Origin of the sequence: Salmonella sp. 32100201201700099SM (genome assembly GCF_017572645.1) — a bacterium.
Taxonomy (GTDB): Bacteria; Pseudomonadota; Gammaproteobacteria; order Enterobacterales; family Enterobacteriaceae; genus Salmonella; species Salmonella enterica.
Window position 1 is genome coordinate 233,674 of the sequence record NZ_JAGERQ010000007.1, and the last position, 24,754, is coordinate 258,427.

The window sequence follows — 24,754 nt, forward strand, 5'->3', positions numbered from 1 at the left end:
AGTCTGTTCCTTTAGTTTTGCAATTCTTTATGGGTAAATTCTTGTTCGTTGCGGTGTGCGCCCTGCGCCAGTTGCTCCAGAATGGTTTTCAGGAACGGGCTTTTCAGGGTGTAGTAGCGTTTAGCGATCGCGGCGCTCAGCAGATAACAGATGGCCGGGACGATAGTGAACAGAGCGATGATGATGCTGATCGTGGCGCTGTTTTGCGTTTTCGCCGCCGCGTTGTAACCGCCGCCTGCCAGCATCCAGCCAATCAGCGCCCCGCCGAGGGCAAGACCCAGTTTCAGCACGAACAACGTGCCGGCAAAACTGATCCCCGTCAGGCGTTTGCCGTTACACCATTCGCCGTAGTCGACGGTGTCAGACATCATCACCCACTGGATAGGCGTGACTAACTGGTGCAATACGCCAATCACAAAGATAAAGACGAACATAGCGATCGTGGCGTGCATCGGTACGAAGAACATCGCCACGCTGATTACTGCGAGTAAAGCATTGGTCCACCAGAAAACGCTCACTTTGCATTTCCAGTCGGTCAACGGTTTTGCCAGCGCCGAGCCAATCAGGTTGCCGACGCAATAGGTGGTGAGGAAGGCGACAAACACGCCCGGTTTGCCCAATATCCAGGTGACGTAATACATCATCGCCCCGCCGCGCACGCATACCGCCAGAATATTCAGGATGGTGAGCAGGCCGACTATGCGCCACTGGTCGTTGTGCCAGATATCACGCAGGTCTTCACGCATGGAGGTATGGGTGGCAGGCGCTTCAACGCGCTCTTTGGTGGTAAAGAAGCAGAACGCCAGCATCAGGAACGCCACCACCGAGAGCGCCGCGATACCCCCCTGGAAGCCCAGCGCCTTATTCTCGCCGCCAATCAGTTTCACCAGAGGCATCATCAGTACGGTAGAAAGCATTCCGCCCGCCGTTGCCAGCACAAAGCGCCAGGATTGCAGGGAGATACGCTGCGTTGGGTCATTGGTTATTACACCCCCCAACGCGCAGTAAGGGATGTTGACCACAGTGTACAGAAGGGTGAGCAACGTGTAGGTGATGGCGGCATAAATCATTTTGCCGTTCAGACTGAGATCCGGCGTGCTATAAGCCAGCACACAAACGATACCAAACGGCAACGCGCCAAACAGCACCCAGGGTCGGAATTTGCCCCAGCGAGAGCGGGTGCGGTCGGCCAGCAGGCCCATACAAGGGTCGGAGATGGCATCAAGCGCACGCGCCAGTAAAAACATGGTGCCAACAAAACCAGCGGGAATGCCGAAAATATCGGTATAGAAGAACATCATATATAACATGACGTTATCAAAGATGATGTGGCTGGCGGCATCGCCCATACCATAGCCAATCTTCTCCTTAACGGAGAGAATTTCACTTTTCATTACGCATCCTTAACGCTCACAACGCTCACTGATACCGGTTACAGTTTTTGTAAACCTTCCCTGCGAGCGTGAATATTCCGTTATTTGGTTATCAAATTACGATTCTTGTTTTCTGTGATCAGGGTAGCGTCAAAAAGTGTGATGAAATGTAACTAATGGATTTTATGGGGGTTTATATGAAACCGATCATGGCAGAAGGAAAGGGAAGTTAAAAAAGCACGGGAGGGGATGTGGAAACGCCAGGAAGTAGCTATAATGCGCGCGCCTCCATGTAGCAATCGAGGCGCGGAAGATCGTCGTCTCCGGTGAGGCGGCTGGACTTCAAATCCAGTTGGGGCCGCCAGCGGTCCCGGGCAGGTTCGACTCCTGTGATCTTCCGCCAACATCCTTCTCTCATGCCCACCATTCGTCCTCTATTTCGGGACAAAGTATTTGCTTATTATTAAGACCAGTTCTTGCATATAATACGAAAGGAAAGGTGGAGAGAGAAAGTGGAATATTATTTTATTAATCACCATTTACCGATTGCTAAAACCGAACGACCATTTATTGTGGGATATCGTCCGCAAAGAAGGGATAAAAGTACGCCAGGACTAACGTGGGCGGGACTTAACTAATCACCAAACGAACTTGTGGGTCATACTTACAGGCTCATCCTTTCTCAAAAGAGATACGCTTACCAGGCCAAAATTATGAGATCAACGTATAGAGCCATCCGGATAAAGATACATGCCTCCCTCCAGATACACGGGTTCTCCTTCTTCTACCGCTAAATTATGATATAGCGATTGCATTTCATCATCTGCACTTTCTTCCGGTTGGTTTTCAACTCGATAATAGGTATCTACATCATAGTTCTGTTTACGGAGATCGTCGTCGCTGTATACGCCAAGCCGTTTTTTTAAGCCTGTTATATTAAATATCCATTTTAACCCATCTTTAATATAATAGGCATCACCATAAGCATTTTCATCGGGGCATTCTTTATAGCCCATCCGCAATGCAACATCACAGCCATGCTTACCAACATATTTATAACTCATATCCCCCCCAATATGTTGCTTCAATATCCCAGATAAAATTCATAACGAAAACCTATCCTGATAACCTATGCCACATGAAGGATAGAATTTAAACTAAAGTACGCGTTATATTATCCCCTAAGTCCGTATCAAGTATGCGTATTCTGTAGTAGGTAGTAATATGTTCTAATTTATTAATGTGAGTTATATATGAAGAGATTATTTACAGCGATGATTATCGCTTTTATTACCGTCACGGCATCATCCAGTGCGCTTGCCTGCCCAAAGGGTCAACATCCACATGGGGGTACAGGCTCACATCATAAGGGTGGATGGTGTTCATACGAGCAGTAACGTCGCAGCTTACTCATCTACTTGAAGGCACTATAGCCTTACGTTTATTAACGCAGGCGCTACGTTTGTCGATGCCGTAACTTTCTGAAAGGGAAGGCACAATGAGGCATGTGATCAAAACTCGCCGGGGACAGATGCCTTACTCACTGCAAATGAAAATCCACCACAAGATTCGGATCAATCGACCCGTCGCTGGCGAAACTTTAGACGAGACAAAGCAGATTTAGTGACGCTTCTGCTCAATGAGCAATATCATCTTTGCTGTTACAGCGAAATCCGTGCTGATTTGCGTGGCCTCGGCTATCACATTGAACACGTCGAAAATAAAAGCCAGCAGCCAGGGCGAACCTTCGATTATCAAAATCTCGCAGCCAGCGCGTTAGACTCTGAGAATGGTTTGCCCCAGCTTGGCATCAACGCGTTCGGTGGTCATGTACAGGGAAAGAATAAATCTGTGGATATGGCACAGTTTATTCATTGCCACCTCCCTGACTGTTCTCGTTATTTTGCCTATTTATCTAATGGGCATGTGGTTCCTTCAATAGATTTAACTGAGCAGGAAGCTGAGTACGCACAGTACACCATTGATCACCTGAACCTGAACAGCGGATTCCTTCAAACGGAGCGTCGTAATCATTGGGAAGAGCTGGAACAGCTTTTTGAAGAACATATTGAGAAAGACTGGGATCTGCACCAATTACTTCAGCTTGATCTGGTCCCTTCGCCAGATCATAAACTGCATGAATTCTTCAGCATTACACGCCAGTTTTTCCAGCAAGAAGCTGAACAGGTATTACAGAGCCACGCCCCTGCATTAATTTAACACCACTATTCCTGATTCAGGGCGACAGCATGATTTATTGCGAGTCGCCTTCCTGATTTACACCCTCAATATTTATTCACCTTTATTTCACCGCATAATGCGCCTGCCACTCCCGGCAGGCGCGTTTGCTTTTATATGGACCAAAAATATGCAAACAGAAGCTGAAGTCTTAACTGACCATAATGAGCTAATTTGCTCGACCAGTATTGAATGCATCGTCACAGGGCGCGACGCTGCGCTGAGCCTGATAGAAATCCTGATTCATAAGCTTGATGACATCTCGCGGCTTACCTCCAGCATCGGTGGTGATGTAGCGGAGCATTGGGCGATGCGACAGCGCCATTCCTTTGACTGCTGGTTGATGCAACCGGTTGATAAAGCGATGCCGGTGATCACCCGTAATATTGACCGCAGCATTTGGCGCGATCTGATGCTGAAGTTCGGGATGTTGACCTTAATGGACGCTGAAGCCCGCAGCCAGTGGGCTAAAAATCTCGAAGGAGGAGATCTTCCGGCCATCAGCGAAGCCAACATCCTGAGCACCTTTGAACAACTCCACCACAATAAACAGGATGTTTTCGAACGTGGGATTATCAATGTATTTAAAGGGCTAAGCTGGGACTATAAAACCAATAATCCCTGCTGCTTCGGTAAGCGGATCATCGTTAACGGCCTGGTAAAGCACGACCGATGGGGCTACAGCCTGAATTGGGGCTGACGGCGTGACCAGATTGCGGATCTGGAGCGCATGTTGTTCCTGCTGGATGGTAAAACCATTCCCGATAACCGACACGATGTGACTATCCGACTGATGGACTTCATTCGTGATAACCCGCATCAGCAGGTTTTTGAGGATGATTTATTCTCTATGCACTACTTTCAGAAAGGCAGTGGGCATATCACGTTTAAGCGTCTGGATCTGGTGGAGAAGATGAATGATATCGTGGTGAAACACTATCCGGGGGCGCTACCCGCCAAAATAAACGCTATCTGCGTAATGAGCTTCACCAGGAATTTCTGGCATACTAAGCGGATTACAGCATCACGAGTCAGATGTAAGTGGAGGCGACATGGAAGATAAATACTTAACCCAATCCCCGGCAGGTGAATTCATTATGTTTGCCAGCGGTGACGGGAAAGTGCGTGTTGAATGCCGCTTTGAAAGCAATACACTGTGGCTCTCTCAGGGAATGATCTGCGAACTATACGGTAAAGCTAAAGCCACCATCAGTGAGCATATAAAGAACATCTTTGCAGATGGCGAGCTTGAAGAAAATTCAGTTGTTCGGTTTTACCGAACAACTGCCAGTGATGGGAAAAATTATCAGATTCAATACTTTAGTTTGCCGTTGATACTCGCTGTCGGCTACCGCGTTCGCTCCCCGCGCGGCACGCAGTTCCGCCAGTGGGCAACCCAGACGCTCCAGGAATACCTGATCAAAGGTTTTGTGATGGACGATGAGCGCCTGAAAAATCCGCCCGTGGGTTCATCGGCTGTACCCGACTATTTCGATGAGATGCTGGAGCGTATCCGCGATATCCGCGCCAGCGAACGTCGGGTTTATTTGCGGGTACGCGAGATCTTTGCTCTGGCCGCCGATTATCAACCGTCCCTCAAAGAAACCACGCAGTTTTTTCAAACCATCCAGAACAAGTTACATTTTGCCTGTACCGGGTATACCGCCGCTGAACTCATTCATCAGCGTGCTGACGCCTGCCAGCCGCATATGGGGCTGACCAGCTATAAAGGTGAAGAGGTGCGCAAATGTGACGTGACGGTGGCAAAAAATTATCTCACTCAGGATGAAGTCAGCGAGCTTAACCGCGTAGTTAACATGTGGCTGGATTTCGCCGAAGATCAGGCCCGTCGTCGTCAACAGGTCTTTTTACGCGACTGGCAGGATAAGCTGGATCAGTTCCTGCAATTTAACGACCGTGAGGTTTTGCAAGGGGCAGGTAAAGTCAGTAAGAAAATGGCCGATGAAAAAGCGCAGGCGGAATATAGCCAGTTTGCCGAGCAACAACGGCGTTTAAAAGAAGCCGAAGGTGAGAAAGATATCGCCGCTTTGTTACAGTGGAAAACAGAGCCTAAAAAGTAGCTCAGGATGTCCCCAAACCCCACAAGCAAAATCATTTGGGGGTGCTTATGGGGGTTACTCATTTATCCAATACAAAATATAAACATAAAATCAATAAGTTAACATTCAAATACGATTCCTGTGATCGCCCGAGCCTTTATCCCCACACGTTGCATCAACCACCAGACTTTGCTTACACCGCATTGTTCCTGATATCCCGCAGATCGAGACAGATCTTGCGATAGCCATAAACACAGCCCGATTCCAGCCAGAACTGCCTGTATGCCCCGTCAGATTCAGGTCAACATGATGCCGTCGTGAATGTGGCGGCTTTATCCAGGCGTAAAGACTATGGGTAGTAATATCAAGACGTGTTGCGACGCTGGAAACAGAATGGCCGCGCTCAATAACCTGTTTTACCGCTTTAATTTTAAACGCTTTGGGATAACGTTTACCGCTCATGGGCCCCTCTCTTTAAGTCATCTTAAATGACTCAGCGGTGTCTGTTAAACCTGTGGCGATTCATTCCTCCGTTTTATCCAGACGAAATTATCCTGATAATGTGCTGTAGCGGCTGAATGACTCAATATCACATCAACCTAAACACTGAATAGTTTCTCAGTTACCTGATTTTTCATTGTTATCTATTAGATACTGCAAGCATTTCATCTTTATACCCTTGTTCTCCCATACGTCCTGTTTATTCTTAACCCCTCCCATTATTATATTTCAGTAGTAATATATCCGTATACATTCTTATACCAGGTACTCATATTACTGGCAGTTAGTTTAATTTTTTGTACGTATCCCACATAATCGTGCTATTCACATTTAGAGATCACGTCATCGATCTGCTGACGAAGGAATCTCTATGCGTAAAGCCCGTCTCACTGAGCATCAGAACATCGCCGTAATTAAGTTGGTCGAAGCTGGACGAGCGGTTAAAGATATCTGCCAGGAGGCGGGTATTTGTGAAGTGACTGACGACATCTATGGACATTGGGTTTGACCACATCCTGTTTCTCACTAATGTGCTCCGGGAAAGAGTTTTCATCAGATGAGCAATTGAAAAGAGAAGCCAGAAGCTGAAGTTGTTTCGACCGATAAGTCTGTCGGTTGCTCAGACTGTCACGATCAGAATTAAGTCAGATCAACTTATTGGCAAGGTATAACTCCCGGCATTAAGTTACAAAATTTTCTCATGGCATTAGCATTACACCTCCTTAAAGTTTACATGCGTCTCTATAAAAGAGTCTTAAATTTGTATATAAGAAGTTGATGAGAGCACAAATTTCACCATTAAGTCATTGAATAACAATGCAATAAAAGAAAAAATCTTAAATTAGGTTTTAATAATAAGAATTCATTACAGGTTGACAGGAATTACTTTTATATTTCATCACATCACCCCGATAGTGACGAAGGCAGCAGACAGATGGTATTGAGAACCGTTATTTATCACCCTCATGATTTAGCAAATAGTGCTGTTTTAAGATTTTTTATGATATTGGAGATACTGTATAAAAATCTCAATGAGTGAAATACGAATCCGAAATGATGTATTACGACTGTCGGATCTGTCATGGTTCCTTAAAGCTGTATTTTAGGTCTTTCCAGGAGTTTATGACACTGACAATAATTCGCGACTTTTGACAGCCGTAGCACTGTATATTATCTGGATTGACACATTTATTTACCAATGAAATATTAATAGAAACATCGACGGGAGTCGTTCAGGATGATGAGAAAGCCTTCACAAATTGTCCATTGCATTAGTTGCGATTTATCCTGTCAATTATTCCCTGACAGCGCAGTACGGGTGCAATACTGTCATAATGCGGCATTTTCCATCTGGCCAGATGGTAATGCTTTCCTGAAAAAAGGGTTTATTGAAAAGTTATTGCTTGATAGACACAACCATTTATCCAGCGGTTTTATCTTTGTTGATTTTTCTTTCCCGAATCTTCGACGATTTACCGATTTACAATGGGCTGACAGTCTGGCAAACAGTGGTATGCATATTGTCCTGATTTCTGACAGAAGTTTAACTCCGCTGGCCAATTACTGGATTTTGAAAAGCAATAAAATACAAGGAATTATTTATTCCGATGACGATGATATTGTGCAACAGCAAAAGATGCACCGCTTGTTTACCGGTCGGCTTGCCAACAGTAAACGAGGACGAACGCTTAACTATACGGAATTTATATTACTGAAGCGCTTTGTATCAGGAATAAGTATTCAGCAGATTGTAAATATTGACAATATTGATATTAAGAAACTTTATGTGCATAAGCTGCGGCTTGAAAATAAGCTAGGGCATAGCATTCATAAAATAATATCAAATATTTTATAAATCCGTTTCCATTTTTATTATTTCCATATTATTGCGATGTGGAAGACGCTTTACGCCATAATGCAGGAGGCAGAATGCCAACTCCCCAAAATTACTCATTCATCGCCATAGCGGTATCAGCAGCATTAGCCTCTATGGTATTTCCCTCCCAGGCGGCCTGGGTCGACGTTGATAGTCTGCCATCCAGTGGGCTGGTCAGCCAGTTGCCGCCGGAATTACAGGCTATTATTCCCGCTCAGGCCAGTACCGGTTTCACCAAAGTCGGTACCATGCCCAACTACGTTTATCAGTGGAACACCGGCACCATCCCGGTTTATGGCAATGGCCTCACGCTTAATGGGCCGGGCGCGGAGGCGTTTGAACACACTGTCACGGTTATTCAGAACAGCGGGACGGGAAGTCCGGGCGTGATTTTTGGCAACGACCTGACCATTCGGACGCAGTCGGCGAATGCCGCGAATAATGGTAGAGACGTCGATGGCATCCGTACTCACGGCGCAAATACTCCGGATAACCCGGTATTTATTATTACCGGTGACCGTACCCGCATCTACGTGGATGGTCAGGATGGTGACGGTATTAACGCCGGATATAACTCCCTGGGCCAGGGTTGGACCGGATCGGCCAATATTTACGTCGGCGACGATCTGTATATCAAAACAACAGGTAGCCAGGGACGTGGAATTACAGCTAACGCCATGCGGGATGCGTCACGTGCCAAAAATACGATTGTCGTCGGCAATCGTGCACATATTGTTACTACCGGCGACAGTTCGGAGGGGCTGCGTACCGGACAAAGCGGTTCTTTGATTCGTCTGGGTGACGATGCAACCATCGAAACCTCCGGCGCATCCTCAACGGGGATTTACGCAGCATCCTCCTCCAGAACCGAGCTTGGCAACAACGCTACTATTACGGTGAACGGTGCCAGCGCACACGCGGTATATGCAACTAACGCTACCGTTAATTTGGGAGAGAATGCCACTATTAGCGTTAACAGCGCCAGTAAGGCTGCATCCTATAGTAAAGCCCCTGCCGGTTTATACGCCCTCTCCCGAGGCGCCATTAATCTGGCAGGCGGTGCGGCTATTACTATGGCGGGCGATAACAGTAGCGAAAGTTACGCCATCAGCACGGAAACTGGCGGCATTGTTGACGGTTCTTCAGGAGGTCGTTTCGTCATCGACGGTGATATTCGTGCTGCTGGCGCCACCGCTGCCAGCGGTACGCTACCGCAGCAGAACAGTACGATTAAGCTCAATATGACGGACAACTCGCGATGGGACGGGGCGTCGTACATCACCAGCGCTACGGCGGGCACAGGCGTTATCTCTGTACAAATGAGCGATGCGACCTGGAATATGACCAGCAGCTCAACGCTCACTGACCTGACGCTGAATAGTGGCGCAACCATTAACTTCAGCCATGAAGATGGCGAGCCATGGCAAACGCTCACCATCAATGAAGATTATGTAGGCAACGGCGGTAAGCTGGTCTTTAATACTGTGCTCAGCGATGATGATTCCGAAACGGACAGGCTGCAGGTTCTCGGCAATACTTCAGGCAACACATTTGTTGCAGTAAATAATATTGGAGGAGCCGGGGCGCAAACCATTGAAGGTATTGAAATTGTCAACGTTGCTGGCAATTCCAACGGTACTTTCGAAAAAGCAAGCCGTATTGTTGCCGGAGCCTATGACTACAACATGGTGCAGAAAGGTAAAAACTGGTATCTGACCAGCTACATTGAGCCGGACGAACCGATTATTCCCGATCCGGTAGACCCTGTTATCCCTGACCCTGTCATTCCCGATCCGGTAGACCCTGATCCAGTAGACCCGGTTATCCCTGACCCTGTTATTCCCGATCCGGTGGACCCTGAGCCAGTAGACCCGGTCATCCCTGATCCGACAATTCCTGACATAGGGCAATCTGACACACCGCCGATAACAGAACATCAGTTCCGTCCGGAAGTGGGTAGCTACCTTGCCAACAACTATGCGGCAAATACGCTGTTCATGACGCGTCTCCATGACCGTCTGGGTGAAACCCAGTACACCGACATGCTGACGGGTGAGAAGAAGGTCACCAGCCTGTGGATGCGTAACGTCGGCGCCCATACTCGCTTCAACGATGGCAGCGGGCAGCTAAAAACCCGCATCAACAGCTATGTGTTACAACTGGGAGGCGATCTGGCACAGTGGAGCACTGACGGTCTTGACCGTTGGCATATTGGTGCAATGGCAGGTTATGCCAACAGCCAGAACCGCACACAGTCGTCCGTGAGTGACTATCATTCCCGTGGTCAAGTCACTGGTTACAGCGTCGGCCTTTACGGCACCTGGTATGCTAACAATATCGATCGGTCTGGGGCTTATGTGGATACCTGGATGCTGTTCAACTGGTTTGATAACAAGGTCATGGGTCAGGATCAGGCCGCTGAGAAATATAAATCCAAAGGAATTACCGCCTCGGTTGAAGCCGGTTACAGCTTCAGGTTAGGTGAAAGCGTGCATCAAAGCTACTGGTTGCAGCCCAAAGCGCAGGTGGTATGGATGGGCGTGCAGGCTGACGACAATCGCGAAGCCAATGGTACCCTCGTCAAGGATGATACCGCCGGTAATCTGCTAACCCGCATGGGCGTAAAAGCCTATATTAACGGCCACAATGCTATTGATGACAATAAATCTCGAGAGTTCCAGCCGTTCGTGGAGGCGAACTGGATCCATAATACGCAGCCTGCCAGCGTGAAGATGGACGATGTCAGCAGCGATATGCGTGGTACAAAAAATATTGGTGAACTGAAAGTGGGTATTGAAGGACAAATTACCCCGCGCCTGAACGTATGGGGTAACGTGGCGCAACAGGTAGGTGACCAGGGCTATAGTAATACCCAAGGCCTACTGGGGGTTAAATACAGTTTTTGATTCAGGTAACAACAGAGCCGCTGATCTTCAGCGGCTTTTACCCGGAAGCGCTTTCATTTGGCTGATACGTTCCATGAACGGCTCCCAAAACAGCTTAATGTGTACAGAAAAATATCGGGCGTTTCCCGATGGTGAACATAAAGCCACGATGGCCCTGAGTCAGGATGGTGTAACTGATGCTTTTCCCTGGATAGACATAAAAATCGGGTAAAACCGTCTCGATAACCGCATCGGACAGTGTTTCGTCACGCGTGACTTTGTTGATATCCGTCGATATAAAATGGGTGCTGTCTTTATTTTCACTCCATACATAGGAAACATCACGGCGGATCACGCCGCTCATTTTATTATCGACGTAATACGTTCCGCTGATGGAAACCACCCCAGTGCGTTTTTTCAGCGAATACATAAAGTCCAGCGTCAGGTTAGCCTGAGTGTTGTTATAAAACACAATCACAGGCGCCGTACATTTCTCTGGATCCCGGTTCTTTTCCGTATACAAATGAAAAAGATGTCCAAGCCCTACTCCCAGAAACAGTAACGTCAGGCAGGCTAACATCAGTGCCTTTTTACCCATGTTTCACCCCGCGGAAAAAAAGTGTCACGCAGCCTGTATCACCGCGCGTTTTATAAGGTTGCTGACAAATCAATGCCGTAACCGCTGGGGTGCGACTGCTGGAAGGGAAATAGACCCATGGGTATTTCTGACAATCCATACCGGTTTTTAGAATCATTGACTTATAGCTTGCAAAGCGGCTACCGCTTTCGATATCTTCATTCCGCGAGAAAAAATGACAGCCCTGAGTTGTTTCAACCAGCGTGTAGCGATCGTAAAAATCCTTATCAGGAACGGTTTGCCAGCTTATGGTGCCAAGCAAAATACCGACAGCAAATGTCCCGGTCATCCAAAGTACAGGTACATAATGTTTAAACCAACGCCCTGACATACGCGGTGGCGTCTCACCCTTTTTTTCTATTGTCTGAGCGAAGTCTTTGCGGATGGTCATGAGGCTCACGCCAGGCTCAATCTGAAAGCCTCTACGCGGAACCGTGATTATCAGCGTATCTTCATTTTCGCCAACGGTACGTAATCCGCGGCGAATAATGGAGATATTCTGATAAAGCGTATTTGCCGACACCACCATGCCGTCTTCTTCCCACACTTTTTGAAAGAATGTTTGTTGTGAGACGACGGAGGGGGCGTTTTCCAGCAGAAGGCGCAAGCAGCGGCTGGCGGGCGTTGTCAGAATAATGTTGAGATCTGGCCTCGATAATGACGCCAGGCGATTCATTTCTGGATTAAATTCAATATTATCGTTAATTATCCATAACATCGCATTGTTACCATGCCAAAACATAACGTAGTTGGAGAGGGTTAATAGACACCACTGAGTATAGTCTGATGCTGTGGCTGCGTAGCAGGACATGGATTGTCCCCTGCACATACCGATCATATAGAAGAGCGAGAGGCATAAGACATTAACAGGTAAGCGTAGACACCGCTTTTCTCATTATAGCAGACTCAGGAGTGAAAGTACGTTTGGTTTTCTTGTTCGTTAAGTCTCCTGTTTTGTATTGAGGTGAGAATATCACCTTTAATCAGGTGGCCAAATTTACTGTGCCGCTACACTTTAATATCGCATAGATAAATCATGAGAAAATATATCCTGACAATCTATATCATATGAAAGAGAGGGTTTTATTGAACGTGTTCTCTATAATGACTTGTAATATCCAAAAAAGCAGCACTCGTTATGTAGGGATAGTTTCCAATTTATTAAGAGTTACAGTAGCCATACTTAATAAAAGCACGCTTCCCACTTAATATTTAAGCTGTGCTTTATGTTATTTAAATATAAATAAGTTAACTCTTAATTGATATATTTCAAACTTATACTAAATAATTTTAAAACTATCCATCAGAAACAATTTGTAGGGACATAATTTGTTTTTTCAATCAATAATCCTCTCTGACATGTAAAATAGAAACATTTATTCATAATATGAATATTGTTGTGATAACAGATTCGCGTGAAAGTAAATCGACTGAAGGTGATGCCGATGAATATTCCTTCAGAAAGAACTCAATAAGGTAATCCAGGATCGGCAACGGATTACTGTCATCAGCTTAAAAACGGAAATCGCCCCGGCGATTAATGACTTTAACACTGATAGTGATTATCAGTGAAAGGCAACAACAAGGAATGAATTATGTCTACACCCGCGAATTTTAACGGTCAACGCCCTGCCATTGATGCTAACGACGCAGTAATGCTGCTGATTGACCACCAAAGTGGCCTGTTTCAGACCGTCGGCGACATGCCGATGCCGGAATTACGCGCGTGCGCCGCGGCGCTGGCTAAGATCGCTACCTTATGCAATATGCCGGTCATTACTACCGCATCCGTACCACAGGGACCAAATGGTCCGCTGATTCCGGAAATCCATGCGAATGCACCCCACGCGCAATATGTCGCGCGTAAAGGGGAAATTAATGCCTGGGATAATGCCGATTTTGTACAAGCGGTAAAAGCGACAGGCCGTAAAACGCTGATCATCGCCGGTACTATTACCAGTGTCTGCATGGCTTTTCCAGCCATCAGCGCCGTCGCGGAAGGGTACAAGGTATTTGCGGTAATTGATGCCTCCGGCACGTACAGTAAAATGGCGCAGGAAATTACGATGGCCCGCGTGGTGCAGGCGGGCGTAGTACCAATGGATACCGCGGCGGTAGCCTCTGAGCTGCAACGTACCTGGAATCGGGAAGATGCCGCAGAATGGGCGGATGTATATACCAAAATATTCCCGGCCTATCAGCTACTGATTGAAAGTTATACCAAAGCGCAGGAAGTAGTAAAAAATAATGAACTGCTGGATTCTCAACGCGCATAAATAACGCCCTGAAGCGGCTAAATAGCCCCATTTAATGGGGCTATTTTATCTATCGCCTGTTTATTCAGCCTACAACCAGTAGATGAGCGCCATGTCATCGGACTACAACACGCTTAGAGCCTATCCCATTGGGGCTATTTTACTTGCCATTTTGGACCTGGGCAGTGCTCGCCAAAACGCGTTAGCGTTTTGAACGCCGCTTGCGGCGGCCCGAAGGGCGAGCGTAGCGAGTCAAACCTCACGTACTACGTGTACGCTCCGGTTTTTGCGCGCTGTCCGTGTCCAAACTGGCTGCGCCAATAACGCCTGGTGGGATAGGCTCTTAATCAAATACGCCATTAATAATCGCCGTGACCACCGCGGTACTGAGCGCGATCAGCACCAGATTATCCCCAACGATTTTCCACTCATAGCCCGGATAATAAGGTAATTGTCCCAGCATAGACGCCGGCACCGTTTTTTTAGCGATTCCCGGCGGCAGCGGTTTTCCTCTCGCCAGATTTTTCGCAATCCCCGGAGGTAAAGACTGATAACCCGTCAGCCCTAAATTCACTGCCAGTTGCCTGGCGACAGCGTAGCTAATGTCCGACTCGACGTGATCCGGTTTACCGCCATTTTTACGGTGTTCCGTTTTTTGCCCGGCATTTCCTTTATGTCCGTTACCGTTATTACCCTGATTAGCCGCGTTATTACCATGTCCGCCGCCATTGCCATTTCCCGGATTCGCCAGCACAGGCGTAGCGCTCAGGGAAAACGTAATCAACGTCGCCAGGACGGCGGTTAAACCACGACGATTATTCATGATATTGCCCTTCTGATGTGGGATACCATGAAAATAGCGCCCCGCCATAAAAAGAACAACTACATCGATTCTTATTTTAAGCGGGGCTCGCCAACGGCAGCTTATCGTATCCAGATAGTCAGTAAAATCAGGATGATTGCTATCAGGACAACCTGATAAAAAATTTTGTCCAACCCTCTTTTTTGCATGGCGTCACCTCGTTAGAAAACGATTTGCCAGAGGGCTAAACACAACACCAACAGGCTAATCAGTAAAAATATCAGCGCGATGATTTTATCGGGTGAGCGATTCATCTGGGCGATCCTCAAACATTATTAAAACCACTGGCCAAAGCGTTTGATATAAAAGCGTTTCATGCCTTGCGCCACCAGACAGTAGCTCAATAATGTCGCCACCAACCACGGGAAGTAGCTCAGCGGCAGCGGCTCCAGTCCAACCATCGCGCCCAGAGGTGAGAATGGAATATAAATGCCTATCGCCATAATCAAGCCGGTCGTCAATAATACCGGCAACGTCGCCCGACTTTGGATAAACGGTATTTTCTGCGTCCTTAGCATATGCACGACCAGTGTCTGCGAGAGCAGCCCCTCAATAAACCAGCCGGACTGAAAGAGCGCCTGCGCCTCTACGTTATTAGCCGCAAAAACGTACCACATCAGCGCAAAGGTTGTGATATCGAAAATAGAAGACGTTGGGCCAATCCATAGCATAAAACGACCAATATTTTTCGCGTCCCATTTCCGCGGCTTACGCAGGAACTCTTTATCCATTTTGTCCCACGGCAACGACAACTGCGAAATATCGTACATCAAATTCTGGATCAACAGATGAATCGCCAGCATCGGCAGAAACGGAATAAACGCGCTGGCTACCAGTACCGAAAAAACATTGCCGAAATTAGAGCTGGCGGTCATATTCAGATATTTAATGATATTGCCAAAGGTTTCCCGCCCTTTGATAACGCCTTCCTCAAGCACCATGAGATCTTTTTCCAGCAGAATAATATCTGATGACTCTTTAGCAATATCGGCGGCGCTATCGACGGAAATTCCCACATCCGCATCACGAAGCGCGGGCGCGTCGTTGATCCCATCTCCAAGAAAACCAACGGTATGACCATTTTTCTGTAGCGCTTGCAAAATACGCGTTTTTTGTAACGGCGTCAGCCGGGCGAATACTGCGCGTTTCTCCACTTCAGACGCCAGTTCGGCATCCGACATCGCCTCAACCTGGGTTCCGGTCAGGATATCGTGCGTATCAATACCCACTTCCAGACAGATACGCGCCGTCACGACCGGATTATCGCCGGTGAGGACTTTGATCGCCACGCCGTTATCCCGCAACGCGGCAATAGCTTTTCCGGCGCTCTCTTTCGGCGGATCGAGAAAAGTGAGCATCCCTTCGATGGTAAGTTCGGTCTCATCCTCCACACTTAATGTCGGATTGTTCCCGGAACCATCCAGCTTACGTGTCGCTATCAGCAATACACGGAATCCCTGAGCATTGTAATCTTCGGTTTTCGCCAGCAGCAGCTCGCGGCGTGTTTCCGTCAGCGCCACCACACGATCGCCTTCGCGAAGATGGGTGGCTACCATCATCATCTCTTCAACGGCGCCTTTACAGATCAGACATCTGTCTCCATGCTGCGCATCCTCCACCAGGACCGATACCCGGCGACGTACAAAGTCGAATGGCAGTTCATCGCGTTTAATGAAGCGCGCTTTTGTCGATGGTGCGATTCGCCCCTCGCCAAAACGCAGTATGGCGCGATCCATCACATTCCGGGCGCCGCTCTGGCTGCTACTATTCAGCCAGGCCAGCATCAATACCCGGCTGCTTTTTACACCGCTCACATCCAGATGATGCTCCAGAAAAATATTGTCCTGGGTTAAGGTGCCGGTTTTATCTGTACACAGCACATCCATCGCGCCGAAGTTTTGAATAGCGTTCAGGCGCTTGACGATCACTTTGCGCCGCGACATCGCAATCGCGCCTTTTGCCAGGTTGGAACTGACTATCATGGGCAACATTTCCGGCGTCAACCCAACCGCAACCGCCAGCGCGAACAGCGAAGCCTCTACCCAGTCTCCCTTACTGAAACCATTGATCAGCAGGACAACCGGCACCATGATCAGCATAAAGCGTATCAACAGCCAGCTCACGCTGTTGACTCCGCGATCGAAAGCCGTCTGGGTACGCGTACCCACAATGGATTTCGCCAGCGAGCCGAACCAGGTACGGCTTCCCGTCGCGACCACGACCGCTTGCGCTCTGCCGCTGGTTACATTGGTTCCCATCAGACAGATATTGCCCAAATCTAACAGGCTCTTATCTTTGTCAGGCAATTGCTCGCTGTCTTTACCTGCCACATCAGCCATAACATCGTATTTTTCTACGGGTAATGATTCACCACTAAGAATTGACTGGCTGATAAAGAGATCGCGCGACGCCAGCAGACGGACGTCGGCGGGCACCAGATCGCCTGCGGCCAGAAAAACCACATCGCCCGGCACCAGTTCTTCAATGGGAATCTCTTCCTGCACCGCGCCTATATTGCCCGGCCCACGACGCAACACCGTGGCGGTGGTGCGCACCATCTTTTTCAGCGCCTGTGCTGCTCTGTTAGTGCGAAACTCCTGCCAGAAACGCAATAACCCGCTCAAACTGACCATCGTCAGAATAATCAGCACGCCGGTGAGATCGGTCTCTTCGCCACGGCGTAACGGGAGCCAGTAATCCGTGATGAAACTGACCCCTGCCAGTGCCATCAGAACGTAAATAAACGGGTTATTGAATGCCTGCAGAAGCTGAACCAGCACCGGAGGAACTTGCTCATGCGCCACTTCATTGCGCCCATACACTTTCAACCGTTCGCCGGCCTCTTCTATCGTGAGGCCCTGACGATGGCTGTTCAGCCGCGCCAGTGTCTCCTCCGGGCTATGAAAAGCTTCCGCTTCGATCGGAAATACTTTTTTATGCTGCTTATCATTTTCTGACGCCGGGCGATTGAGTTTCCGGTTTTCAATGTTCATGTCAGTCATGATGAATCCCCAAAATTAAGGTGTAGTGTTTCCTGCATATCACGCCCAGGGAATAGTAAACTCACGATTTGAAGGTGAATGCCCCGGGAGAATTATCTATGCATAAAAAAGGTTATTGCTTACTCACTATTTTGAGTGGGTTTTATTTTATCGACTCGGGAATATCCATCATTCCCTCCTTATACGCCTGGCGTAATGTTGCAATTGAATAAAAAACTATTATTGACTATCAATGCACCAGTGAATTGCGGTGATATTATCGTTATCACCTATTCTGGATATAATCAGTTCTCGCGTTTTACGATAATCAGCATGACCCACGAGCTCGGCACGAATTTCTTTATAGCCCTGTTCCTGAGCGGGGACCGAACCTAACCCTTGTAAACAGATCGCGGCCTCTTTTACGATATTCAGTAACCACTGACGAACCGCGCTCTCATCTTCTTTATTACAGGTTACTTTCAGGATATAACGTTTTTCTGCCTCGGCGGATACCGGGAGTTGATTTATACGCTGCGCCGCTTCACGCAATAAAATATTGGCACAAAGAATAATGATCGTCGCCGCCAGCGCATTTTTGAACTGCCCTAAGCCGCATAACACGCCGATGCCCGCCGAACACCATAGCGTTGCCGCAGTGTTCAGTCCGCGCACATTCATCCCTTCGCGCATGATGACGCCCGCCCCCAGAAAGCCAATACCAGAGACAATCTGCGCCGCAATTCTCCCGGGGCTGTCTGGCGATGTCGTCATGGAGCTCAGAATAAAAACGGCGGCGCCTGTCGCCACCAGCGCATTAGTGCGTAATCCCGCCATACGTTGACGCCATTGTCTTTCCGCGCCAATCAGCGCGCCCAACAGCATAGCGGCCAGTAAATTTAAAATATAAGGAAACATTAACATACGTTCCTCCATTTTTTCTGGAAGAATAAGTACGTGCTATATTTAGCACACGACAAATTTCTGCCCTGAGGCAATTAGCGTCGTGTTAACGGCGGAGGAAATAAAGCGTGTTTAAACATGAACATGACGATTACCTCGCGACAATGCGCGTGTTGTAACATTATTGGGATGACAATCGTCACAAGGGGAGATTGCTGCCCACCGGTTCGGCAAGCAGCGCAGGAATAGCGTGCGTTAACTTGCCAGATGATTTACGTAAAAGTGACTGTCCAACATATTACTCCTGCATGAATTTGCGCTTATTATAGTCAGTCAATATGTTCTGTAAAGTGCAAAGGCGGGGATAGTGACGATTTGTTTAAGTTTGTTTGTTATTTCCCGTGACAAAAAAATGACAATATTATGTCAATAACAGGCTCGTCTGAAATCATTAAACAATAAATTCCTGCTTAATGCCGGCGATAGCTCTGTTATGATGCCTGCACGTAAAAAAATAAAACAACATGACGAGGAAAAAATGGGTTCCACCAGAAAAGGGATGCTAAACGTCCTGATTGCCGCCGTATTGTGGGGGAGTTCAGGCGTTTGCGCGCAGTACATCATGGAGCAAAGCCGTATGTCGTCACAGTTCCTGACGATGATACGTTTGTTATTCGCCGGGCTGATACTGGTGACCTTCTCCTTTATGCACGGCGATAAGATATTTTCGATTCTTAAAAACCGCAAAGATGCACTGAGTCTGCTGATTTTCTCCGTGGTGGGCGCGCTCACCGTTCAGCTAACCTTCCTGCTCACGATTGAAAAATCCAATGCCGCCACCGCGACAGTGCTGCAATTTTTATCGCCGACCATTATTGTCGCGTGGTTTGCATTAGCGCGAAGAACACGACCAGGCATTCTGGTCTTAACCGCCATTCTTACATCGCTTATCGGCACCTTTTTACTGGTGACTCACGGCAATCCAACATCGCTGTCGATCTCTTCAGGCGCGCTGTTCTGGGGTATCGCCTCCGCATTTGCCGCCGCCTTTTATACGACCTGGCCTTCCAGGCTAATCGCCCAATACGGCACGCTGCCAGTGGTCGGCTGGAGTATGTCCTTTGGCGGCCTTATTCTGCTGCCCTTCTACGCTAAAGAAGGAACGCACTTTGCGGTGAGCGGCAGCCTGATTCTGGCCTTTTTCTACCTGGTGGTGATCGGTACGTCGCTGACGTTCAGCCTGTATTTGAAAGGCGCGCAGCTGATTGGTGGCCCCAAAGCCAGCATTTTAAGCTGCGCGGAACCGTTAAGCAGCGCCCTGCTGTCGCTGCTGCTGTTGGGGATTAGTTTTACCTTGCCGGACTGGCTGGGCACGCTGCTCATTCTCTCGTCAGTGATTCTGATCTCCCTCGATTCCCGTCGACGCGCGCGGGCCGCTTAACGCCGTTGATAATCACGATGACCGGGCGGAAGAGGGAAAAGTTTAATGGCGCTTTGCCTTAATCTCTTCGTCAGAAAGCCCGGTAATCATCAGCACCATCTCTCGCTCGATCCCCTGTTCCAGCATCGTATGCGCAATACGCAAGGCTTCCTCCTGCTTACCTTGATGTATACCTTGCTGTATGCCTTGTTGCACGCCTTCACGCTTACCTTTTCTGCGCCCCGATTCACGTATTCTGTCTACGATCGTCATTAATCTCTCCTTGTGTTGGGGAACACAACGCGCCACCTCGCGGATAAACTTGCCAAAACGAGGCGTGCTGCCATGCTGTATTAGCAAATAATTAAACAGCGCTTTTAGCTGACTGTCATTAGCGTTTCCCGTAATCAGAAGTACCGCTAAACGCTCGACCAATCCCATCAGGTCGCGCTGACGTATATGCTTTTGTACCAGTTCCAGCATCGCGATACGTCGATGCTGCATAATCTCGTTATCCGGCACCACCGTAATGTCTACCAGTGGAAATGCCGTCGCATAAAGCTGACGCGCCAGTGCAGGATCGTCAAACTCATCCAGCCAGCAAAGCGAAAAGGGATACGGGCTTTTCGCGCCATGGTAAAACAGCATGGGAATCACCAGCGGTAACGTTTTATGGCCAGCATCCAGATGGCGCTGCATCGCGGCAGTCGCGTAACGCATTAACCGGAACGCCATATGCGCGTCCGGCGTACTCTGATGCTCGATAACGACATAGATATAACCGTCACCTTCACACGTTTTTAGCGACCAAAGGACGTCGGAATAAAACGCGCGTAAATTTTTCTCGATAAAACTGTCCGGCGCCAGTTTCAACGTCGTCAGATCGCAACGTATTCTTAGCGAATGGGGAAGATGAATATTGAGAAAATCCCGCGCGGTATCCGGATGGCGTAAAAACGTTTTGAATACCGCATCATGAGGCGTGGACGTGGGGCTTTTTTTCATGGCGATCCGTCACCTGAGGAATAAGATGACGCCACTGTACTCGCCAAAAATACAGACAGCATTCAGGAAAATTTAACCCTGCGAGGAGGCTCGAAAGGGAATCACTGACGGCTGCAATACGTACATTTTTGCTCAGCCTGCTACGCATTATCGCCCGGTAGCGTAACGCTAACCGGGCCTACAAATACACGTCATCTGTAGGCCAGGTAAACGTAGCGCTCTTCGGCGATAAATCTCACACCAGCGCTTTGACTATCTCCATCAACTGAATGATGTCTTCGGGGCGCGTATTGCCGGTTTGCGGATCGATAATCGAGCTGTAAACATGCGGCATGACGCGCGGCACGCCTGCCTCCAGGCAGGTTTGCAGGATAATACCGAAATTATCCAGTGAGATACCGCCGGTCGGCTCGATGAGCGTCATGCCGTGGCGGGCGGCGGTTGTCGCCAGCGCATAGAGTTCCGGTAACGACTTTTCGCCGCCCATCGGGAAAAACTTCGCCGCATGTGCGCCCATATCCTGCATCATGCGTACCGCCGCTTCACAGGAAACGCGGGCTGGCGTTCCCTGGCTGCTGCTGACGCCGGTAGAAATCACCACCTCGCCAGGCGTTCCCGTCGGGCTGACCAGGGCGTTAATATGTGTTTGCTCACCGCCTGTCGCCGCCAGTGCGCCCGCTGCGAAGCCGCTGCCGGTAAAGGTCTGGTTGACATGGGCCGGGTGAGTATGGGCGGCAATCATCGCCGCTTTGTAGTACTGCGCCGGGTCGCCTGCGCCCAGCCCCACCGAGATAGACGGCACCTCCGCCATCCAGCGTTTCACCTCCGGCACGCCCTCTTCTACCGTAGCGAACTGCGCGGAAAGTACACCAATGACCGCATGGCCTTCGGCGGCTTCATAGATAGCCTTCGCGTTGGCGATATCCTTTGCCAGCACGTTAATCGCTACCCGCTGACGATAAAAATTAATCTGCTGCATGTTCTGCAATCTCCCTGAGTCGCGCCACAATCAATGCCATTTCCCCTTCAGCTACCGTGCGTGGATCGAGGCTAAAAACCCCCTGATGAAGCTGATATTTGCGGGCGTAAATCGCTATCTCGCCGCCGCGCAACTGCGCTTCGACGTCCTGCGCGTTCAGCCCCAATTCTGATGCGTTCACCCGCACACGAATACGCCAGATTGCACGCCCGGCCTCATCCTGTTCGATATCGGCATAAAGCCCATGGATGGCAGAAATCGCTTCCGAGACCGGCTGTAACTGTGCTGCGGTCACGGTCGTCTGGCCCTGGTGGTAATTCTCCAGCGCATACACCAGCCCAACCATGTTTTCCTTGCCGATTTTCATTGCTCTGGCAATCCCCTGGTGCTGCGCTTTGCAGGCGGCAATCCACGTTTTCTTGCCAGTAATAAAGCCGGAGGTTGGCGCATTAAAGGCTTTCGCGCCGCTATAGATAACCATATCCGCGCCGCTCGCCACCCAGCCGCGCAAATCCTCTTCCGCCGCGGCATCGACAATCAACGGCAGGTGGTTGGCCTGCGCCACCTGTACAAAATCGTCAATGCTCAACATGCCTTTCTGTACGCAATGGTGTGATTTCACATACAGTAGCGCGGCGGTCTTTTCGTTAATGGCGCTTTCCAGTTGCCAGCGGGCCGCCAGATTGCTCGACCCCACTTCCACTATGCGCCCACCGCCAAGACGAATGGCGCTGGTGACTGGCGCGCCGTAGTCCACATTATGCCCGCGCAGCATCACTACCTCATTGGCCATACCGGTACTGTCCGGCATCAGGGCGACGCGCGCCCGATCGCCGTGGGTGATAGCGGCCGCGACGGCAATGGCAATACCCGCCGAGGCGCACGAGGTGATATAGCTATCTTCAGCACCCGTATAGCGCGATACCAGTTCGCCGGTTTTTTCCACCAGCGCATCAATCTCGACGAAAGCGGAAGCCGCGCGCGCGGTGGCCTGCATGACCTCCGGCGCGACGCCTGAGACGCCCAGAATGGTCATTTTGCCGCAGGCGTTAATGACCTTTTTCAACCCCAGTTGTTGATAGATATTCGGCGTCATGATTTACAGCACTCCCAACAACGAACAGACTATGCTCAGTGCGACAATCGACAGCAAAATGGTGGTGTAGCGCGGCCCTTTTTTTACCAGATAGAAGTAGATGGCGAATACCGCCGCCAGTGGCAGTAAGCCCGGCGCGATAGAGTCGAGGATCTGCTGAACCACCACTTCAGATCCTTTCAAAGCGCTAATTTTTAACGGCGTGGTGATTTTGACGTAACTAGCGGAAAGCGCGCCCATCATGATCAAACCCAGCACGTTGGCCCCGTAGATCAGTTCTTTGATTCGCCCCCCTTGCAGCAGGCCGATAATCGAATCACGCCCCAACGTATATCCCTTGTGGACCATGCCGTAGCTGATCGCCAGGGTGATCGCCGGATAGAGAATCAGCGGGATAATACCGCCCATCGCGCTGCCATTTGCCGCGAACGGAATAAAGATCGCTATCAACAGCGGCATCACCGCCGCCCAGATAATCGAGTCGCCCATCCCGGCAAGCGGCCCCATCAGGCCAGTTTTAATGCCGGTGATAGACGAGTCGTTAATCGGCTCGCCGCGCGTTTTTTGTTCTTCCATGGCAATAGAGATGCCCTGAATCACCGCGCCGAAGGTCTGCTCGGAGTTAAAGAAGTTAAGGTGGCGTTTTAGCGCTTCTACCTGCTCCTCTTTTTGCGGGTAGAGTTTTTTGATGATCGGCGTCATCGAGGCGCAGAAAATCAGGCTTTGTAAGCGCTCATAAGAGCTGGAAACCTCGGCGCCCAGCCAGTAGATAAACCAGGCTTTGGTGATGTCTGCTTTGGTCAGCGCCCCGCTTTCCCGCGCGCGCTCAACCAGTTCATGTTGCATTACGTCACTGCTCATCATGCTGCTCCTTCATTTTTCGCCAGGCCTTTAATTAGGAAGGCGACACAGGTGCCGAAGATGGCCATCGCCATGATGTCGACCTTGAGGTACAACACCGCGAAGAACCCGCCGATAAACCACGGCAACAGGCTCTTTTTACCGATCACCATAATGGTGATGGCAAAGCCCAGCGCCGGCAGAATGCCGCCCATGATTTCAAAGGAGTGGGTTAACCAGTGCGGCATCAGTTTAAGGAAACTTTCCACCACATCCTGGCCAAAGTAGTTAGCGGCAAAGACCACAGGGAAGCGCAGCACCAGCCCCAGCAATGCCGGGTAAAGAAAGGCGCAACGCATGATGCCCGCCATGTTTGCCGTTTCCGCGTGTTTATCCGCCATATGCACCCAGGCGGCGTTCAGCGTGCGCCTCAGCTGATCGAGAAACACGCCAATCACGCCAAACGGGATTGCCAGCGCGATCGCCAGGTTTGGGTCCATACCGGCCTTCACCGCGATAGGAATGGAGATACAGGCCGCCAGCGCCGGGTCCGACGGCACGTTGCCGCCCGGCGTTGAGGTCACGCCCAAATAAACGAGCTGCATCCCTGCGCCGATGATCATCGCGGTCTGCATATTGCCAAGCAAAAGCCCGACAAATACCGCGATCACCACCGGTTGTAACAGCATCGCGGAGAAGGTGTAGCCGAGGCGTAAACGGGCAAACCAGTAATACAACCCCATCAGGCTTGCAAAGAGTAAGGTATCCATAGTGTTATCCTATACACTTCATCCTTCAGGCTGCCTCTTTGTTGGCTGCCTTCGCTCACCCCAGTCACTTACT

20 protein-coding genes, 1 tRNA gene and 3 pseudogenes are annotated in these 24,754 nt (G+C 49.4%); 9 read left to right on the forward strand and 15 right to left on the reverse strand.

Annotated features, from left to right (window positions below; all coding sequences use genetic code 11):
* Window positions 1–11: 11 nt before the first annotated feature.
* Entirely contained in the window at window positions 12–1,394 is a 1,383-nt protein-coding gene (locus J4685_RS13650) for a glycoside-pentoside-hexuronide family transporter (protein WP_000834261.1), read from the reverse strand.
* Between the two features lie 287 nt (window positions 1,395–1,681).
* Between J4685_RS13650 and J4685_RS13655 the strand changes: the two genes are divergently transcribed.
* A tRNA-Sec gene (locus J4685_RS13655) sits at window positions 1,682–1,776 on the forward strand.
* Window positions 1,777–2,092: 316 nt separating this feature from the next.
* Here J4685_RS13655 and J4685_RS13660 read toward each other — a convergent pair.
* Complete coding sequence (locus J4685_RS13660; RefSeq protein ID WP_000120776.1) at window positions 2,093–2,437, reverse strand: hypothetical protein; 345 nt, start codon at window positions 2,435–2,437, stop codon at window positions 2,093–2,095.
* Between the two features lie 559 nt (window positions 2,438–2,996).
* On the opposite strand from J4685_RS13660, the gene J4685_RS13665 reads away from it, so the two are divergent.
* The 3 genes and pseudogenes from J4685_RS13665 to J4685_RS13680 all read left to right on the forward strand — a co-directional run bounded on the left by J4685_RS13665 (window position 2,997) and on the right by J4685_RS13680 (window position 5,692).
* Window positions 2,997–3,593: a retron system putative HNH endonuclease gene (locus J4685_RS13665; protein ID WP_000173549.1), complete on the forward strand. Its 597-nt coding sequence runs from the start codon at window positions 2,997–2,999 to the stop codon at window positions 3,591–3,593.
* Between the two features lie 148 nt (window positions 3,594–3,741).
* Window positions 3,742–4,572 (forward strand): annotated as a pseudogene (locus tag J4685_RS13670) (DUF4942 domain-containing protein); the annotation flags it as partial.
* 91 nt (window positions 4,573–4,663) lie between these two features.
* Entirely contained in the window at window positions 4,664–5,692 is a 1,029-nt protein-coding gene (locus tag J4685_RS13680) for a virulence RhuM family protein (protein ID WP_000389730.1), read from the forward strand.
* Window positions 5,693–5,820: 128 nt separating this feature from the next.
* Here J4685_RS13680 and J4685_RS22765 read toward each other — a convergent pair.
* Window positions 5,821–6,133, reverse strand: a pseudogene (locus J4685_RS22765) (transposase); the annotation flags it as partial.
* Between the two features lie 409 nt (window positions 6,134–6,542).
* Between J4685_RS22765 and J4685_RS13690 the strand changes: the two are divergent.
* The 3 genes and pseudogenes from J4685_RS13690 to misL form a co-directional block, all read left to right on the forward strand.
* Window positions 6,543–6,674, forward strand: a pseudogene (locus J4685_RS13690) (transposase); the annotation flags it as partial.
* Between the two features lie 735 nt (window positions 6,675–7,409).
* Window positions 7,410–8,027 carry a helix-turn-helix transcriptional regulator gene (locus J4685_RS13695; RefSeq protein WP_000984812.1) on the forward strand — a complete coding sequence of 206 codons (618 nt, stop codon included), beginning with the start codon at window positions 7,410–7,412 and terminating at the stop codon, window positions 8,025–8,027.
* A gap of 74 nt (window positions 8,028–8,101) precedes the next feature.
* On the forward strand, window positions 8,102–10,954 hold the full coding sequence (gene misL, locus J4685_RS13700; protein WP_001143055.1) for an intestinal colonization autotransporter adhesin MisL: 2,853 nt from the start codon (window positions 8,102–8,104) through the stop codon (window positions 10,952–10,954).
* A gap of 94 nt (window positions 10,955–11,048) precedes the next feature.
* On the opposite strand, the gene J4685_RS13705 is transcribed toward misL, so the two are convergent.
* Window positions 11,049–11,513, reverse strand: coding sequence for a hypothetical protein (locus J4685_RS13705; protein ID WP_001521985.1), 465 nt, complete (start codon window positions 11,511–11,513; stop codon window positions 11,049–11,051).
* A 10-nt stretch (window positions 11,514–11,523) separates the two neighbouring features.
* Window positions 11,524–12,381, reverse strand: a complete 858-nt coding sequence (locus J4685_RS13710; RefSeq protein WP_011233203.1) for a transcriptional regulator — start codon at window positions 12,379–12,381, stop codon at window positions 11,524–11,526.
* Window positions 12,382–13,165: 784 nt separating this feature from the next.
* Between J4685_RS13710 and J4685_RS13720 the strand changes: the two genes are divergently transcribed.
* A complete protein-coding gene (locus J4685_RS13720; RefSeq protein WP_000106457.1) occupies window positions 13,166–13,846 on the forward strand; it encodes an isochorismatase family protein in 681 nt (226 codons plus the stop codon).
* A gap of 322 nt (window positions 13,847–14,168) precedes the next feature.
* Here J4685_RS13720 and cigR read toward each other — a convergent pair whose 3' ends face one another.
* The 5 genes from cigR to J4685_RS13740 form a co-directional block, all read right to left on the reverse strand.
* Window positions 14,169–14,648 (reverse strand): anti-virulence regulatory inner membrane protein CigR, encoded by a 480-nt coding sequence (gene cigR, locus J4685_RS13725; protein WP_001065324.1) that lies wholly within the window; start codon window positions 14,646–14,648, stop codon window positions 14,169–14,171.
* Window positions 14,649–14,749: 101 nt separating this feature from the next.
* A complete protein-coding gene (gene mgtU, locus J4685_RS22660) occupies window positions 14,750–14,836 on the reverse strand; it encodes a magnesium transporter protection protein MgtU (protein ID WP_252515021.1) in 87 nt (28 codons plus the stop codon).
* Window positions 14,837–14,848: 12 nt separating this feature from the next.
* Complete coding sequence (gene mgtR, locus J4685_RS13730) at window positions 14,849–14,941, reverse strand: protein MgtR (RefSeq protein WP_001082117.1); 93 nt, start codon at window positions 14,939–14,941, stop codon at window positions 14,849–14,851.
* A 21-nt stretch (window positions 14,942–14,962) separates the two neighbouring features.
* Window positions 14,963–17,689, reverse strand: coding sequence for a magnesium-translocating P-type ATPase (mgtA, locus tag J4685_RS13735; RefSeq protein WP_000131279.1), 2,727 nt, complete (start codon window positions 17,687–17,689; stop codon window positions 14,963–14,965).
* 219 nt (window positions 17,690–17,908) lie between these two features.
* Complete coding sequence (locus J4685_RS13740; protein ID WP_000392696.1) at window positions 17,909–18,604, reverse strand: MgtC family protein; 696 nt, start codon at window positions 18,602–18,604, stop codon at window positions 17,909–17,911.
* A 505-nt stretch (window positions 18,605–19,109) separates the two neighbouring features.
* Here J4685_RS13740 and J4685_RS13745 point away from each other — a divergent pair.
* A complete protein-coding gene (locus tag J4685_RS13745) occupies window positions 19,110–20,012 on the forward strand; it encodes an EamA family transporter (protein WP_000535970.1) in 903 nt (300 codons plus the stop codon).
* A gap of 42 nt (window positions 20,013–20,054) precedes the next feature.
* Here the strand turns inward: J4685_RS13745 and J4685_RS13750 are convergent, their stop codons facing one another.
* The 5 genes from J4685_RS13750 to J4685_RS13770 all read right to left on the reverse strand — a co-directional run bounded on the left by J4685_RS13750 (window position 20,055) and on the right by J4685_RS13770 (window position 24,681).
* On the reverse strand, window positions 20,055–20,996 hold the full coding sequence (locus J4685_RS13750) for an Rpn family recombination-promoting nuclease/putative transposase (RefSeq protein ID WP_000749535.1): 942 nt from the start codon (window positions 20,994–20,996) through the stop codon (window positions 20,055–20,057).
* Window positions 20,997–21,231: 235 nt separating this feature from the next.
* Window positions 21,232–21,975, reverse strand: coding sequence for a 2-dehydro-3-deoxy-phosphogluconate aldolase (gene dagF / locus J4685_RS13755; protein ID WP_001186145.1), 744 nt, complete (start codon window positions 21,973–21,975; stop codon window positions 21,232–21,234).
* On the reverse strand, window positions 21,962–23,071 hold the full coding sequence (gene dgaE / locus J4685_RS13760; protein ID WP_000188453.1) for a D-glucosaminate-6-phosphate ammonia lyase: 1,110 nt from the start codon (window positions 23,069–23,071) through the stop codon (window positions 21,962–21,964). The genes dagF and dgaE overlap by 14 nt, the downstream gene beginning before the upstream one ends.
* 3 nt (window positions 23,072–23,074) lie before the next feature.
* On the reverse strand, window positions 23,075–23,935 hold the full coding sequence (locus tag J4685_RS13765; protein WP_001526325.1) for a PTS system mannose/fructose/sorbose family transporter subunit IID: 861 nt from the start codon (window positions 23,933–23,935) through the stop codon (window positions 23,075–23,077).
* Window positions 23,932–24,681, reverse strand: a complete 750-nt coding sequence (locus J4685_RS13770) for a PTS mannose/fructose/sorbose/N-acetylgalactosamine transporter subunit IIC (RefSeq protein ID WP_000380259.1) — start codon at window positions 24,679–24,681, stop codon at window positions 23,932–23,934. The genes J4685_RS13765 and J4685_RS13770 overlap by 4 nt, the downstream gene beginning before the upstream one ends.
* Window positions 24,682–24,754: the final 73 nt, after the last annotated feature.

Coding starts and splice junctions, on each gene's coding strand:
- J4685_RS13750 (WP_000749535.1), bottom strand. CDS start 20,996: ATGAAAAAAAGCCCCACGTCCACGCCTCATGATGCGGTATTCAAAACG.
- J4685_RS13660 (WP_000120776.1), bottom strand. CDS start 2,437: ATGAGTTATAAATATGTTGGTAAGCATGGCTGTGATGTTGCATTGCGG.
- dgaE (WP_000188453.1), bottom strand. CDS start 23,071: ATGACGCCGAATATCTATCAACAACTGGGGTTGAAAAAGGTCATTAAC.
- J4685_RS13695 (WP_000984812.1), top strand. CDS start 7,410: ATGATGAGAAAGCCTTCACAAATTGTCCATTGCATTAGTTGCGATTTA.
- J4685_RS13770 (WP_000380259.1), bottom strand. CDS start 24,681: ATGGATACCTTACTCTTTGCAAGCCTGATGGGGTTGTATTACTGGTTT.
- cigR (WP_001065324.1), bottom strand. CDS start 14,648: ATGAATAATCGTCGTGGTTTAACCGCCGTCCTGGCGACGTTGATTACG.
- J4685_RS13745 (WP_000535970.1), top strand. CDS start 19,110: ATGGGTTCCACCAGAAAAGGGATGCTAAACGTCCTGATTGCCGCCGTA.
- J4685_RS13680 (WP_000389730.1), top strand. CDS start 4,664: ATGGAAGATAAATACTTAACCCAATCCCCGGCAGGTGAATTCATTATG.
- J4685_RS13650 (WP_000834261.1), bottom strand. CDS start 1,394: ATGAAAAGTGAAATTCTCTCCGTTAAGGAGAAGATTGGCTATGGTATG.
- J4685_RS13765 (WP_001526325.1), bottom strand. CDS start 23,935: ATGATGAGCAGTGACGTAATGCAACATGAACTGGTTGAGCGCGCGCGG.
- J4685_RS13705 (WP_001521985.1), bottom strand. CDS start 11,513: ATGTTAGCCTGCCTGACGTTACTGTTTCTGGGAGTAGGGCTTGGACAT.
- J4685_RS13710 (WP_011233203.1), bottom strand. CDS start 12,381: ATGTCCTGCTACGCAGCCACAGCATCAGACTATACTCAGTGGTGTCTA.
- mgtR (WP_001082117.1), bottom strand. CDS start 14,941: ATGAATCGCTCACCCGATAAAATCATCGCGCTGATATTTTTACTGATT.
- mgtA (WP_000131279.1), bottom strand. CDS start 17,689: ATGACTGACATGAACATTGAAAACCGGAAACTCAATCGCCCGGCGTCA.
- misL (WP_001143055.1), top strand. CDS start 8,102: ATGCCAACTCCCCAAAATTACTCATTCATCGCCATAGCGGTATCAGCA.
- J4685_RS13740 (WP_000392696.1), bottom strand. CDS start 18,604: ATGGAGGAACGTATGTTAATGTTTCCTTATATTTTAAATTTACTGGCC.
- dagF (WP_001186145.1), bottom strand. CDS start 21,975: ATGCAGCAGATTAATTTTTATCGTCAGCGGGTAGCGATTAACGTGCTG.
- mgtU (WP_252515021.1), bottom strand. CDS start 14,836: ATGCAAAAAAGAGGGTTGGACAAAATTTTTTATCAGGTTGTCCTGATA.
- J4685_RS13720 (WP_000106457.1), top strand. CDS start 13,166: ATGTCTACACCCGCGAATTTTAACGGTCAACGCCCTGCCATTGATGCT.